Origin of the sequence: Mesorhizobium sp. M1A.F.Ca.IN.022.07.1.1 (genome assembly GCF_003997575.1) — a bacterium.
In the GTDB taxonomy this organism is placed as follows: Bacteria; Pseudomonadota; Alphaproteobacteria; order Rhizobiales; family Rhizobiaceae; genus Mesorhizobium.
In genome coordinates this window covers 16,098-30,247 of the sequence record NZ_RZST01000025.1, presented here as the reverse complement: position 1 = coordinate 30,247, position 14,150 = coordinate 16,098, and the positions used below count along the sequence as shown (strand labels likewise).

Genomic DNA, 14,150 nt, shown 5'->3' with positions numbered 1-14,150 from the left:
GAGGACGAACCTGCCTCCCCACCAATGATGGCGTTCGAGCCAGGGGAACTGCGGCAACTGTTGGAGGACGAGCCTGCCTCCCCACCAATGATGGCGTTCCAGCCAGGGGAACTGCGGCAGCTGTTGGAGGATGAACCCGCTTCCCCACCGATGATGGCGTTCGAGCCAGGGGAACTGCGGCAACTGTTGGAGGATGAACCCGCTTCCCCACCGATGATGGCGTTCGAGCCAGGGGAACTGCGGCAACTGTTGGAAGACGAGCCTGCCTCCACTTGGGCACAAATCAATTCGACCCCACATGCGCGAGCGGACGGTGTTCATCAGCCAGCCCAGGCGCCGTGGCTCCCTGAACGCAGAAGATAACTTTGCGGAGGAGCGGTCACGCAACTGTCGGCGGCGCCGGGCCTCAGGGTGAATGGAAAGGATGGAGTGGCGGATGGTGTCGCGTGAAGGCGCAACACGCGTGCTGACCGACCTGATACGTAGGAAGTCGTTCATTGCTCCCAAATCGTATGTGAGGAACATTCCTGTCCCGGCTGCGCCGCGCGATGCTAGGTCGCGTTGTTCAGCGGGCCAAGCCGATGACACCTACGAAGCTACTGATCGGGCAGATCGCCGTTGTGTGCGCAATTGTCATTATCGGCGTATGGACGGCAACCCAATGGTGCGCTCAAATGCTGACCTACCAGACGCCTCTCGGCGCACCATGGTTTCTCTTCGCCGGCTGGCCAATCTACAAGCCGTGGAAGCTGTTTGAATGGTGGTTCCACTTCGATGCTTATGCGCCGGAGGTCTTCGACAAAGCCGGTACGCTTGCAGGCGCCAGCGGATTCCTGGGCTGTGCCGCCGCAATCGCTGGCTCGCTTTTGCGCGCGCGACAGCGCGGGTCGGTTACGACCTATGGGTCTTCACGGTGGGCCACGACTCATGAGGTCGAGACGGCAGGGTTGTTACGGCCGGCGGGCGTTTTCCTCGGTAGGCTGAACGATCGCTATCTGCGCCATGACGGCCCGGAGCACGTCATGGCATTTGCGCCGACGCGTTCGGGCAAGGGCGTGGGGCTGGTTGTTCCAACGCTACTTTCCTGGACCGGGTCTGCCATCATTCATGATATAAAAGGCGAAAATTGGCAGTTGACCTCCGGCTGGCGGTCGAAATTCTCGTACTGCCTTCTGTTCAATCCGACCGACCCGAGATCGGCACGCTACAACCCGCTGCTGGAGGTACGCAAAGGCCCAGATGAGATCCGAGACGTTCAAAACATCGCCGACATCCTCGTCGATCCCGAGGGCGCGCTGGAGCGACGGAACCACTGGGAGAAGACCAGCCATTCACTCCTAGTTGGCGCCATTTTGCACGTGCTCTACGCTGAAGAGGAAAAGACGCTGGCCCGCGTCGCCACCTTCCTGTCGGACCCGCAACGCTCGTTTGCCGCAACGCTACAGCGGATGATGACGACAAACCATCTCGGGACGGGGCATAACCCTCAGGTCCATCCCGTAGTGGCCTCGGCGGCTCGCGAACTCCTGAACAAGTCGGAGAACGAGCGCTCAGGCGTCCTCTCGACCGCCATGTCCTTTCTCGGGCTTTATCGTGATCCAACGGTCGCGACGGCCACTTCGTCCTGCGACTGGCGCATCGCTGACCTAGTGGATGGAGAGCGACCGCTGTCGCTCTATCTGGTCGTGCCGCCTTCGGATATCTCGCGCACCAAGCCTTTGGTGCGACTGATCTTGAACCAGATCGGCAGGCGGTTGACGGAGCGCCTGGAGGGGGACCCGAAGAAGAGCCGTAAGCATCAACTGCTCATGATGCTGGACGAGTTTCCGGCGCTCGGTCGCCTCGACTTCTTCGAGACGGCGCTCGCCTTCATGGCAGGTTATGGCATTCGCTCCTATCTGATCGCACAATCTTTGAACCAGGTTTCAAAGGCCTATGGCGAGAACAATGCTATTCTCGACAATTGCCACGTGCGAATTGCCTTTTCCTCCAATGACGAACGCACGGCCAAGCGCATCTCGGATGCCCTCGGCACCGCAACCGAACTTAGGTCGATGCGCAACTATGCGGGCCATCGGCTTGCGCCCTGGCTTTCGCATGTCATGGTGAGCCGCCAGGAAACCGCGCGCCCGCTCCTGACGCCAGGCGAGGTGATGCAATTGCCGCCGTCAGACGAATTGGTCCTGGTTTCTGGGTTGCCGCCGATCCGCGCCAAGAAGCTGCGCTATTATCAGGATCAGAATTTCACAGACCGGGTGCTGCCTGCGCCGGTGCTGCGCGACGGTCCCTATGCGGACTGCCCTGCATCACGCCCGGACGGCTGGACTGGACAAGTGTGCAGCGTCGATAGCCGACTTGCTGCGGACGACGAAAGCGCCGACGCGCCAGTTGAAGACGAGGGAGGCGTTCAGCAGCAACGCCATCCAAGCCTGCCCGTAGAAGACGTTGTTGTCTCTCAAGAGCCCGATCAGGCCGATCTGTTGAAGCCCGCAGACGATGACAGCGAAGCGCTCGCGGACAAGCGTGTCATGGATCGGATTTCCACTGCGGCCCGCGCCTACGGTATCAACGAGGGCAGGGGCGACGACAAGGATGTCATTCCCGGCTTCTGAAGTCCGCTGAGTTGCAGAGCGCATCTCAGCGTAGATAACGGCCATAAGCAATTTTGAGCGTCTGGCCGATCCTTCTCCCGTCGCCGGCGCAACGCCGGGCCGTCGGAACGAGCCGCATGAAGCCCCACCGCATTCGCCATCAGTTTCTGCTTGAGCCGGAGCTCAGCGAGAAACTGGACAACCTCAGTCGCGATCCGTCAACGACCAAATCAGCGATCGTGGCGAAGGCGGTCGAGGCGTTCATCGAGCGGCGTGGCGAGAACGAGTTCGATCGGCGCTACGGCGTAAGGCTTGACCGGCTCTCCCGCGACCTTGCCCACGTCAGGCGCGATGCCGAGGTGATCCTGGAGAGTCTGGCGCTCTTCATCCGCTTTTCGATCACGCTTCATGCCCACACGCCTGTGCCGGACAGGGCGACCCAGGCGATTGCCCAGGAGCGTTTTGACAAATTCGTTGAGCAGGTCGGCCGCCAGATCGCTTCCGGCAAAAGGTCGCTTAGCAAAGACAATGGTGGGGGAGGGGAAGGATGAGCTCTCATCCCGAGGCCGACCACCGGCGGCGTGTCATGCTGCGCACCGCCCTGGGTCCGGCAATCACCGAAGCCCTTGCCGATCCGTCCGTCATCGAGGTGATGGTCAATCCCGACGGTGCGCTGCGGCTCGACCGGCTGGGCGAGGGCCGAGTCAATACGGGCGTGCATCTGCACCCGTCCGAGGCGGAACGCATCATCCGCCTGGTCGCCTCCCATGTGCGGGTCGAGGCGCACGCGGACAATCCGATTGTCAGTGCCGAACTGCCGTCGGGCGAGCGCTTCGAGGGTCTGCTGCCGCCGGTCGTGCTCGCGCCATGCTTTGCCATCCGTAAACCAGCGGCAAAGCTCTACACGCTGGCCGACTATGTCGCGGACCGGATCATGCTGCCGCTGCAGGTCGATGTGCTCAAGAGGGCAGTCCGCGAGCGGCGCAACATCCTGGTCGCCGGCGGCACGTCTTCGGGCAAGACAACCCTTGCCAATGCGCTGCTGGCGGAGGTCGCAGAATGCGACGAGCGGGTGATCCTCATCGAGGACACGCGCGAACTGCAGTGCGCGGCCAGGGACTGCGTTGCCCTGAGAACGAGGCGGGGCTCGGTCACCCTTGCCGATCTCGTGCGCTCAACGCTGCGGCTCAGGCCCGACCGCATCATCGTCGGCGAAGTAAGAGGTGCGGAAGCACTCGACATGCTGAAGGCATGGAACACCGGGCACCCCGGCGGCATCGCCACGGTTCACGCCAATTCGGCGCGCTCCGCACTCTACCGTATCGAGCAGCTCGCACAGGAAGCAGTCGTCACCGTTCCCCGCCGCCTCATCGCCGATGCCGTCGACCTGCTCGTCTTCATCGCCGGCCGCGGCTCGTCGCGCCACATCGACGCAATCGCCGAGGTCACCGGTCTCGACGGCAGCGGCGATTACGCCGTTGCCCCGCTCACGCTTTCGCAACTCCAGCAGCTTTGAAAGGCCTTCCTCATGCGCAAGAAGCTTCGCTTTCTTTCGTCCACAGCGCTCGCGTTTCTTATCACGGCCCCCGTTTATGCGGCCGGCTCCGGCATGCCGTGGGAGCAGCCGCTGCAGCAGATCCTGGAGTCGGTGCAGGGACCGGTCGCCAAGATCGTTGCGGTGATCATCATTATCACCACCGGCCTGACGCTTGCCTTCGGCGACACCGCCGGTGGTTTTCGGCGCCTGATTCAGATCGTCTTCGGTCTGTCGATCGCCTTCGCGGCATCGAGCTTCTTCCTCTCCTTCTTCTCCTTCGGTGGTGGGGCGCTCGTCTGATGGCCGCCGGGGAGCAGCATATCGAGGGCTTCGCAGTACCGGTCCACCGGGCGCTGACCGAGCCGATCCTGCTCGGCGGGGCTCCGCGCGCGGTGGCGATCCTCAACGGTACAGTGGCCGCGGCCATTGGCTTCGGCTTGCAGCAATGGATTGCTGGTCTGGTGCTTTGGATCGCGGGCCACTCGTTAGCGGTCTTTGCCGCAAGACGCGATCCGGACTTCGCCAGCGTGCTTGTGCGCCACCTTCGTCTGAAGGGGTGGCTTGCATGCTGAACCTTTCGGAATATCGAAGCAAAGCCGACCGGCTTGCCGACCATCTACCCTGGGCTGCCTTGGTGGCGCCCGGCATCGTGCTCAACAAGGACGGCAGCTTTCAGCGGACGTTGCGGTTCCGCGGCCCGGATCTCGAAAGTGCGACGGAGGCTGAACTCGTCGGCATTTGCGGCCGGGCGAACAATGCTCTCAGACGCCTTGGCTCTGGCTGGGCATTGTTCTTTGAGGCCGAGCGCATAGAAGCGCTGGGCTATCCGAACTCGCATTTTCCTGACGCCGCGTCGTGGCTGGTCGACGAAGAACGCCGCGCTGCTTTCGAGGGGAAGGTAGCGCACTACGAGAGCCGCTATCATGTGACCTTAGTGTTTATGCCACCGCCCGACGCCCAGGCGCGCGCGGAAAGCGCGCTCGTCGACTCTCATTATTCCCAAGGAGAAAGAGACTGGCGCCAGGATCTGGCGAGGTTCCGTGACGAGACCAACCGCGTGCTCGATCTCTTCTCGGGCTTCATGCCCGAAGTACGCGTCCTCGATGATGCTCAGACGTTGACCTATCTCCACGGCACGATTTCGCCTCGACGCCATCCTATCATGGTCCCGGAAACGCCGATATATCTGGATGCCATCCTGGTCGATGCGCCGCTTGCCGGTGGCCTGGAGCCGATGCTGGGTGAGCAGCATCTTCGCACACTGACCATCCTCGGCTTTCCGAACCTCACCCGGCCCGGGATTCTCGATGCCCTCAATCATCAGGATTTCGCCTATCGCTGGATGACGCGCTTCATTCCGCTCGAGAAAACGGAAGCCACGAAGACGCTGACGCGGTTGCGCCGGCAGTGGTTTGCCAAGCGCAAATCGATCGTGGCAATCCTACGCGAGGTCATTACCAACGAGCCGGTCCCGCTTGTCGACAGCGATGCCGACAACAAGGCGCTCGATGCCGACGAAGCCCTTCAGGCATTGGGCGGCGATCATGTGAGCTTCGGCTATCTCACCACGACCGTGACGGTGTGGGGCGAGGATCGCCAAGCCGCTGCAGAGAAGCTTCGCGCGGTCGAGCGCATCATCAATGGGATCGGTTTCACCACGATCCGAGAAGGCGTCAATGCGGTCGAGGCTTGGCTCGGCTCATTGCCTGGCCATGTCTACGCTAACGTTCGCCAACCGCTCGTTCATACTTTGAACCTTGCCCATCTCATGCCGCTGTCGTCGGTTTGGGCCGGTCCTGCGACAAACGAGTATCTCGCGAAAGTCACCCAAACCGAAGCGCCACCGCTTCTCGTTGCCGAGACCAGCGGGTCGACACCGTTTCGGCTTTCCACCCACGTCGAAGATGTCGGCCACATGCTGGCTGTTGGTCCGACCGGCGCCGGCAAGTCGGTTCTGCTTGCTCTGATTGCTCTGCAGTTCAGGCGCTATGCCGGCGCCCAGGTTTATGTCTTCGACAAAGGCAATTCGGCCCGTGCTGCAACACTTGCCATGGGTGGAGAACACCACGCGCTAGGAGCGGACGGTTCCCTTGCCTTTCAGCCACTGCGCAGCATCAACGACCAGGCTAGCCGAAGCTGGGCGGCCGAATGGATCGCCAGCCTTATTGCCCACGAGAACGTCACCGTCACGCCGGAGGTGAAGGAGGCTATCTGGTCAGCGCTGGCCAGCCTTGCCACCGCGCCGGCGCAGGAACGCACACTGACCGGCCTTTCGGTCCTGCTTCAATCCAATGCGCTGAAGTCCGCATTGATGCCCTACACGCTCGACGGTCCCTTCGGCCGCCTGCTCGATGCCGATCATGATGGGCTGGCCTTGTCGGATGTGCAGTGTTTCGAGACCGAGGAGCTGATGCACAGCCAAGGCGCTTTGCTGCCGGTGCTTACCTATCTGTTCCAGCGACTTGAGGAACGGTTCGACGGACGGCCCACGCTGATCATGCTCGACGAGGCGTGGGTCTATCTCGACAATCCGCTGTTCGCCGCCCGCATCCGCGAATGGCTGAAGGTGCTGCGAAAGAAGAACGTGTCGGTTGTCTTCGCTACGCAGTCGCTGGCTGATATCGCGGGCTCTGCCATAGCGCCGGCAATCATCGAAAGCTGCCCGCAGCGCATTTTCCTTCCCAATGATCGTGCCGTGGAACCCCAGGCGCGCACAGCCTACGAACGCTTCGGTTTAAGCGAGCGGCAGATCGAATTGATCGCCCGCGCCACGCCGAAGCGTCAGTATTATCTGCAATCGCGCCGCGGCAACCGTCTGTTCGAGCTCGGGCTTGGCCCCATCGCTCTTGCGCTTTGCGGTGCTTCCGATCCGGCCACGCAGACTCTGATCGACAGGATCCTGTCCGAAGACGGGCAAGGCAGCTTTGCCTCGCAGTTCCTGATCGCGCGCGGCCTCGATTGGGCCGGCGAACTTCTCAAGCAATTCCCTCAACCAGACAAGGAGCAATTAGCATGATGCGGCGACGCCTTCTCTCCGGCCTGATCACCGTTTCCCTGATCGCCAAGCCTATGGCCGACTATGTGCAGCCCGCCTACGCCCTTATCGTGTTCGATCCGTCCAATTATGCGCAGAACGTGCTGACGGCCGCGCGCGCCCTGGAGCAGATCAACAACCAGATCCAGTCGCTGCAGAATCAGGCGACCATGCTGCAGAACATGGCGCGCAATCTTCAGCGTCTGGATTTCTCTTCCGTTGGCCAACTCACCGGTTCGCTCCATCGCATCGACGGCTTGATGGACCAGGCGAGTGGCCTCAGCTTTGATCTGGGCAAGCTTCAAGACCAGTGGCGCAGCCAATATCCGGAAAGCTACGACGCCACGATCAAGGTCAGCGATGTGGCGAGTGCTGCGCGCGAGCGTTGGCAAAGCGCCATGCAGGCGTTCCGCCAGACCATGGGGGTCCAGTCGCAAATCGTCGAGAACGTCCGCGCCGACGGCGATCTGCTCGCCGATCTCGTCAACCGCAGCCAAGGGGCGGCCGGTGCGCTTCAGGCAAGCCAGGCCACCAACCAGCTGATAGCGCTTTCGACAAAGCAGCAGATGCAGATCCAGACGCTGCTCGCAACGCAGTTTCGAGCTGAGGCCGAGGATGCCGCCCGCAAGGCCCAGTCAGAGGAAGCCGCCCGCGAGATGACGAAGCGATTCTTGGGTACCGGCTCGGCTTATCCCGGCAATTAATCACGAGTTCATCACGACGAGGAAGGCAGCGGCATGAACGACCTTGGCGTCATCGATCGCTTCATGGAGACCTTCATCCGCTACATCGACAGCGGGTTCGGTCTGCTCTCGGGCGACGTCGCCTTCCTCACTACCATTCTGATCGGCATTGACATCACACTTGCCGGCCTGGCGTGGGCGCTCGGCGAGGAGACCAGCGTTCTCGGCCGGCTTGTCCGCAAGGTGCTCTATGTTGGCGTCTTCGCCTTCATCCTGAACAATTTCAAGAACCTCGCCGATATCATTTATCGTTCTTTTGCCGGTCTCGGGATTAATGCGTCGGCCGGCAATCTGTCGGCAGACAATCTCCTGCGCCCGGGCCGCATTGCCGCGACCGGTTTCGAAGGTGCTTGGCCAATGCTTGACCAAGCCAGTCAGCTCCTGGGCTTCCCGGAAATCTTCGGCAACGCACTGACCATCTTCGTGCTGCTGATGGCCTGGTTCCTGGTCATCATCGCCTTCTTCATCCTTTCCATCCAGCTTTTCATCACCATCCTTGAGTTCAAGCTCACCACGCTGGCAGGTTTTGTTTTGGTTCCATTCGCACTTTGGAACCGTTCAGCGTTCCTGGCCGAACGCGTGCTCGGCCATGTTATCTCGTCAGGCATCAAGGTGATGGTGCTCGCCGTCATTGTCGGCATCGGCTCCACGCTCTTCGGGGAGTTCGCTTCCGCATTGCAAGGCAAGGAGCCGGATCTGGCCGCTGCCATGTCCCAGGTACTGGGCGCACTGGCACTGCTTGGCCTTGGCATTTTTGGGCCGGGGATCGCGTCGGGTCTTGTCTCAGGCGCACCGCAGCTTGGCGCGGGCGCCGCCCTCGGCACGACCGCGGCGGCAGCGGGTGTATCACTCGTTGCTGGAGGCACGGCATTTTCTGGCGCGCGTATGGCAACCAGCGGCGGTCTCGCCGCCATCCGCGCCGGCACAACAATGGGATCGGCTGCTTCCACGTCCTGGCAGATCGGGCGCGCAACCTCGCCCGACGTTGGCCTCTCCGGTGTGGCTGCTGGAATGCATGGTGTAACCAGTGCCGCTGGCGGCGCCGCTATACGCGTAGCGCGATCCGCCACTGCAAGTGTTGGGCGCAACGCCGATGCCGGGCGCGATGCCGCGTGGACCGCGACCGGCGGCACGCCGACCGCGTCAATGACCGAGCGCTCTGCCGGTTCGGCCACTGTTTCGGCGCCGACGTGGGCAAGGCGCCTACGTTCTGAACAGACCGCCCGTGCACATCGCCACGCTGCCATGCAAGCTGTCCGAGACGGAGACCGGCCGGGAGGCAGCGCCAACCCCTCTCTCAACGACAAGGATGACTAGATGCTCTTCAAGCGACCCGTGCACCGTTACGGCAAAACACCCGAACCGGTCACGCCGTATCAAAAAGCCGCCCAGCTGTGGGACGAGCGCATCGGCTCATCTCGACTGCAGGCCAGGAACTGGCGGCTCATGGCCCTTGGGTGCCTGGCCTTGGCGACCGGACTTTCCGGCGGACTCGTATGGCAGTCGATGCAAAGCCGTGTCGTGCCTTACGTCGTCGAGGTCGATGGCTTCGGCGAGACGCGCGCCGTCGCGCCGGCAATCCGGAATTATGAGCCCTCGGATGCTCAGATCGCCTGGCATCTCGGCCGCTTCATCCAGAATGTCCGTTCCGTTTCCACCGATCCGGTTTTGGTACGGCAGAACTGGTTCGCAGCTTACGACTTTGCTAGCGATCGCGCAGCGCTCTTCCTCAACGAATACGCCAAGGCGAACGACCCCTTCGGTCAGATCGGAACGCGCAGTGTCTCGGTACAGGTCACCAGCGTGGTCAGGGCCTCCGAAAGTTCATTCCAGGTCAAATGGACCGAGCAGGTGTTTGAGCGCGGAAGCCTTGCCAGCACGATGCGCTGGACTGCGATCCTCACGATCGTGATCCGCTCGCCAAGCAATACGGATCAGCTGCGCAAGAATCCGCTCGGCGTCTTCATCAACGCCATTGACTGGTCACGCGAGCTCGACAGCGCCGTCCCACCCCCCCTTTCTCCGACGGAGTCCACCAATGAAAGATAAAATGTCACCGATTCGTGCCGTGCTGATCCTATCGGTGTCGGCAGCGGTCGTTTCCGCTTGTGCATCGAAGAAGGTGCCGCCGCCTGAGATTTCCTATGACGCTGCTGACTTCAAACCGGCCGCGATCGAGAAGGCGCCGGAGAGGCCGATTAGAATTGTCGAGGTGCCAAAACCACTGCCGCTGCCTGGCCAATTGCAGCCCGAGTCCGGCAAGGCCGAGGACAAGCGCCCCCCTGAAGAACGCGTCGCTGATGCCAACAAAGCCGCGACCCAGCAACCCACCAAGTACGGGTATGTTAATGCCGTGCAAGTCTACCCCTTCACCGATGGCGCGCTTTATCAGCTCTATGCCGCGCCGGAGCGCGTGACCGACATCGCTCTGCAGCCGGGCGAGAAACTAACCGCCGTGTCGGCTGGCGACACCGTGCGCTGGGTCATAGGCGATACCGCAAGCGGCACCGGTGACAATCAGCGCACCCATGTTCTGGTGAAACCCTTCGCGCCGGGTCTTGCCACCAATGTCGTCATTACGACGGACCGGCGGACCTATCATTTGCAGCTTCAAAGCACCGAGAAGACAGCAATGGCGGCAATCTCCTGGACCTACAGCCAAGACCAGATCATCGCGCTTCGCCAGCGCAATGCTCAAGCCGAGGCAGTTACACCGGTCGCGTCGAATATCGCGCTCGAAAACCTTCGCTTTCGCTACTCGATCAGTGGCGACACACCGCCCTGGAGACCGACGCGAGCCTTCGACGACGGCAGCAAGGTCTATATTGAGTTCCCTCGTCGCATAGATCAGGGCGAGGCGCCACCACTCTTCATCGTCGGCGCAGATGGGAGCAGCGAGCTCGTCAACTATCGCGTGCGCGGCAACTATTACATCGTCGATCGGCTCTTCGCCGCGGCCGAACTTCGCCTCGGCACCAAGCAGCAGCAGGTGATCCGCATCAGCAGGATTGACGACAGGCAACCGCTACGGCGGATCTCGCTCTTTTCGCGTTCCAGCCGGTGAGGTGAGGGCTCATGATCGAAAATTCCCGCTCTGGCATCCCGCCGAAACTGGATCCCGAGGAACTGCAGCTTCGGGCCTCTCCCCGCCGCGTGGTGCGGTTCAGGCGCGGTGTGATCATCGCGATCGCAGCGCTCGGATCCGGCGCTGTGTTCGGCGTTGCCATGATGGCGCTCCAGGGGCCGGCCCTTCGCATCAGGGATCAGGCGGAAGATCCCTACAGCACTGAGCGCAAACCAACCGTCGAGGGACTCGATACGCTTCCCCATGACTATTCCGGCATGAAGCCGAAGCCTCCCGTCCTTGGGCCACCTTTGCCGGGCGACCTCGGTCGCCCCATCCTCGAGCGGCAGCGCCAGCTCGGCATCGTGCCGGGTCAAGACATCTCGGCCGAGGAGCAGCGTCTAGCGCAGCAGGCGATCGAAGCGCGTGAATCGCAGGTGCTTTTCCGCGTCGAAAATCGAGCTCAACAGACAGATGTCGGTGAGAGCGTGCAAACTGCTCAGCATCCATTTGAGGCACTTCCCCAATCCGAAGCAGCACGCGCGTCAGCCTCGGTGGCGCCGGCGGAAGGCGACCAGAACAATCAGCAGCGAAAGCTTGATTTCCTCAGCCAGCGGAGCACTGGCGGGATCTACAATCCGCATGCGCTGCAGACGCCGATCTCGCCGTATCAACTGATGGCTGGCAGCGTGATTGCCGCCAGCCTGATCACCGGCATCAATTCCGATTTGCCGGGCCTTGTCGTCGCGCAAGTCACCGAGAATGTGCACGACACGGTCACGGGCAACATATTGCTGATTCCGCAGGGCTCACGTCTTATCGGCGTCTACGACAGCGTCGTCGCGTTCGGGCAAAAGCGAGCGCTGCTGGTCTGGCAGCGCATTCTGCTGCCCGACGGCTCGTCGGTCGAAATCGACAATCTGCCCGCGAGCGACACCGCCGGCTACGCAGGGCTGGAAGACAAAGTCGATTTCCACACCTGGCAGCTGATCAAGGGGGTGGCGCTTGCCACATTGCTCGGTGTCGGCACGGAATTCAGCCTCGGCGAAAACGAGAGCGATCTGGTCAAGGCGATCCGGGAATCAGCCCAGCAGAACGCCAGTCGAGCCGGCCAGCGCATCACCGAAAAAAACCTCAATATCCAGCCCACCATCATCGTCCGCCCAGGTTGGCCACTGCGCGTCATCGTGCACAAGGACATCGTGCTGCGGCCATACGCGAGTTGAGCAGGAGTTACCATGGCTGACCTGAAACTTGGAAAGCTTCCAGACCGAACAGCTTCGAAGATCACCATTACCGTCAGCGCGGAGCTGGGCCAAACACTCAAGGAGTATGCTGCACTTTACCGTCAGACCTATCGTCAGTCTGAAACCGTGGCAGAACTCATCCCTTTCATGCTGGCGGCGTTTCTGGAAGGCGACCGAGCCTTTGCCAAGGCCCGAAAAGAAGGTCTGCCGACGGAGCTTGCCGAAAAATCGTGACTCCTCCGCTAGAGGCAGCTGGAACATTGCCTAGCTGTCGCGGCCTACCTGCTCCTCGCGAAGCATAGGATCAAACACCTTGGAATGCAGGTATGCGTAAGAGAGGATGTGGAAGGAAATACCGCGCAACAGCCTAAGTTTGCATTTTCGATTGGATGCGGTAGTCGCCTATGAGCGGTCAAAATGAAACGCAGCTGGTTCGCGATCGACCAAACGGCGAGCGCACTGTGCTTTGCTCAGACCGCCACCGAGTGCCTCGCCGTTCCCCCTTTGAAATATGTATCGAACTTGGCCGCGATGGTTCGAACGAAGGGGCGACTTTCAGCCCGTACGACGAAACTGTCGCCATCGAATTCAAGCGCTCGGGCAGGATCGTGGAGGGCGATGGACCTCGAGCGATGAAGGAGCTTCTCGCCGGCTTTGCCGAACCGCTCCACCAGATCGACTGCCGAGAAGGCAAAATCACACATCAGCCGCTCGATTATCCAGCCACGGACGCGATCGTCGTCGGAAAGGGCAACGCCCCGGACGGCAGCCAACCCGCCATCCGCAACCATGCGCCCGTACCCGGCAGTCGAAGCCATGTTCTGCACGTAGCCTTGGCGAAAACGACCGATGGACGAAGGGCCAAGTCCGATCAGTGTCGGGCAGCGATCCTCGGTGTAGCCCTGAAAATTGCGATGCAAAACCCCTGCGCGGGCCGCTATGGCCAGCGCATCGTCGGGCTTCGCGAAATGATCGAGTCCTATTGCCTCATATCCCTTGGCGACAATTGCCCGCGCCGCGAGTTGAGATTGGGCGAAACGCTCGGTGGGACTCGGCAGCCATGCCTCGTCGATCATCGTCTGATGCTTCTTGAACCAGGGCACATGTGCGTAGCCGAACAGAGCCATCCGGTCTGGTTCCAAGGTCAGTGCCTGCGCCACCGTGGAACAGATCGTCTCGCGTGTCTGATTCGGGAGCCCGTAGAGCAGGTCCAGATTGACCGATTCAACGCCCCGCGAACGAACCCCGTCGACGACTGCCTTGGTCTGCAAAAAACTTTGCTCACGATTAATTGCTTTTTGCACTTGCGGATCGAAATCCTGCACGCCGAGGCTCGCCCGCGTTACGCCGATTTGAGCAAGCGCATCAAGGCGCGCCTTGTCCATGTCGTTGGTTCCGATTTCGATGCTGACCGTAGCATCCGGGAGAAGGTCGAAGCTGTCCCGCAAGGCCGCTCCAAGAGCAACCATGTCATCGGGCCTCAGCATCGTTGGCGAACCGCCACCGAAGTGGATTGCACGGACATGTGCCTTGCCGCTCACCAGACCGGCAATCGTGACGATTTCGGCATTCAGCGAGCGCAGATAAGCGGCCACCGGCTCATATTGGTGCGTCTGCTTGGTGTGACAGGCGCAGAACCAGCAGAGCTTGTCGCAGTAAGGAATGTGCAAATACAGCGAGATTTCGTCGCCACTTTCCAGCGCCTCCAACCAGCCACGGTAAATGGCAGCATCGACCCCGGAATGGAAATGCGGCGCCGTCGGATAGCTTGTGTAGCGTGGGACGTTCTCGCTGAGTTTGACAGCTATTTCCGATTGCATCTCGCGTTCACCGTGTTCCCGCCGAACACTGCACGCATCGCTGAAGCAGACCCTGATCTCGATCAGCCGCGCGCATGGACAAACCGCCGCAGGACTTCTCTACCCTGGATGGGT

General features: G+C 61.3%; 14 protein-coding genes. 13 read left to right on the top strand and 1 reads right to left on the bottom strand.

Annotated features, from left to right (window positions below; genetic code table 11):
• From EOA75_RS34475 to EOA75_RS05565, 13 genes are all read left to right on the top strand, one after another.
• Nucleotides 1-363 (top strand): hypothetical protein (locus tag EOA75_RS34475; RefSeq protein ID WP_206516968.1); only part of this gene is annotated, 363 nt, incomplete at its 5' end.
• Between the two features lie 218 nt (nucleotides 364-581).
• Entirely contained in the window at nucleotides 582-2,612 is a 2,031-nt protein-coding gene (locus EOA75_RS05620; RefSeq protein ID WP_091595898.1) for a conjugal transfer protein TraG, read from the top strand.
• Between the two features lie 116 nt (nucleotides 2,613-2,728).
• Nucleotides 2,729-3,142 (top strand): CopG family transcriptional regulator, encoded by a 414-nt coding sequence (locus EOA75_RS05615; protein ID WP_029354930.1) that lies wholly within the window; start codon nucleotides 2,729-2,731, stop codon nucleotides 3,140-3,142.
• Nucleotides 3,139-4,107: a P-type conjugative transfer ATPase TrbB gene (gene trbB, locus EOA75_RS05610; RefSeq protein ID WP_091595797.1), complete on the top strand. Its 969-nt coding sequence runs from the start codon at nucleotides 3,139-3,141 to the stop codon at nucleotides 4,105-4,107. The genes EOA75_RS05615 and trbB overlap by 4 nt, the downstream gene beginning before the upstream one ends.
• A gap of 12 nt (nucleotides 4,108-4,119) precedes the next feature.
• Nucleotides 4,120-4,428 (top strand): TrbC/VirB2 family protein, encoded by a 309-nt coding sequence (locus EOA75_RS05605; protein ID WP_024502851.1) that lies wholly within the window; start codon nucleotides 4,120-4,122, stop codon nucleotides 4,426-4,428.
• On the top strand, nucleotides 4,428-4,700 hold the full coding sequence (locus EOA75_RS05600; RefSeq protein ID WP_024502852.1) for a VirB3 family type IV secretion system protein: 273 nt from the start codon (nucleotides 4,428-4,430) through the stop codon (nucleotides 4,698-4,700). The genes EOA75_RS05605 and EOA75_RS05600 overlap by 1 nt, the downstream gene beginning before the upstream one ends.
• The gene (gene trbE, locus EOA75_RS05595; RefSeq protein ID WP_029354937.1) at nucleotides 4,694-7,144 is read left to right on the top strand and encodes a conjugal transfer protein TrbE; all 2,451 of its coding nucleotides are present in this window, start codon (nucleotides 4,694-4,696) and stop codon (nucleotides 7,142-7,144) included. Before EOA75_RS05600 ends, trbE begins: the two co-directional genes overlap by 7 nt.
• Entirely contained in the window at nucleotides 7,141-7,866 is a 726-nt protein-coding gene (gene trbJ, locus EOA75_RS05590) for a P-type conjugative transfer protein TrbJ (RefSeq protein WP_091595793.1), read from the top strand. The genes trbE and trbJ overlap by 4 nt, the downstream gene beginning before the upstream one ends.
• A gap of 33 nt (nucleotides 7,867-7,899) precedes the next feature.
• Entirely contained in the window at nucleotides 7,900-9,222 is a 1,323-nt protein-coding gene (gene trbL, locus EOA75_RS05585) for a P-type conjugative transfer protein TrbL (protein WP_091595791.1), read from the top strand.
• Entirely contained in the window at nucleotides 9,223-9,954 is a 732-nt protein-coding gene (trbF, locus tag EOA75_RS05580) for a conjugal transfer protein TrbF (protein ID WP_095520370.1), read from the top strand.
• The gene (gene trbG / locus EOA75_RS05575) at nucleotides 9,944-10,969 is read left to right on the top strand and encodes a P-type conjugative transfer protein TrbG (protein ID WP_029354945.1); all 1,026 of its coding nucleotides are present in this window, start codon (nucleotides 9,944-9,946) and stop codon (nucleotides 10,967-10,969) included. Before trbF ends, trbG begins: the two co-directional genes overlap by 11 nt.
• Nucleotides 10,970-10,980: 11 nt before the next feature.
• The gene (locus tag EOA75_RS05570) at nucleotides 10,981-12,195 is read left to right on the top strand and encodes a TrbI/VirB10 family protein (protein WP_091595787.1); all 1,215 of its coding nucleotides are present in this window, start codon (nucleotides 10,981-10,983) and stop codon (nucleotides 12,193-12,195) included.
• 12 nt (nucleotides 12,196-12,207) lie between these two features.
• A complete protein-coding gene (locus tag EOA75_RS05565; RefSeq protein WP_029354949.1) occupies nucleotides 12,208-12,450 on the top strand; it encodes a DUF2274 domain-containing protein in 243 nt (80 codons plus the stop codon).
• Nucleotides 12,451-12,686: 236 nt separating this feature from the next.
• Here EOA75_RS05565 and hemN read toward each other — a convergent pair whose 3' ends face one another.
• Nucleotides 12,687-14,036: an oxygen-independent coproporphyrinogen III oxidase gene (gene hemN / locus EOA75_RS05560; protein ID WP_091595897.1), complete on the bottom strand. Its 1,350-nt coding sequence runs from the start codon at nucleotides 14,034-14,036 to the stop codon at nucleotides 12,687-12,689.
• Between the last annotated feature and the right edge of the window lie 114 nt (nucleotides 14,037-14,150).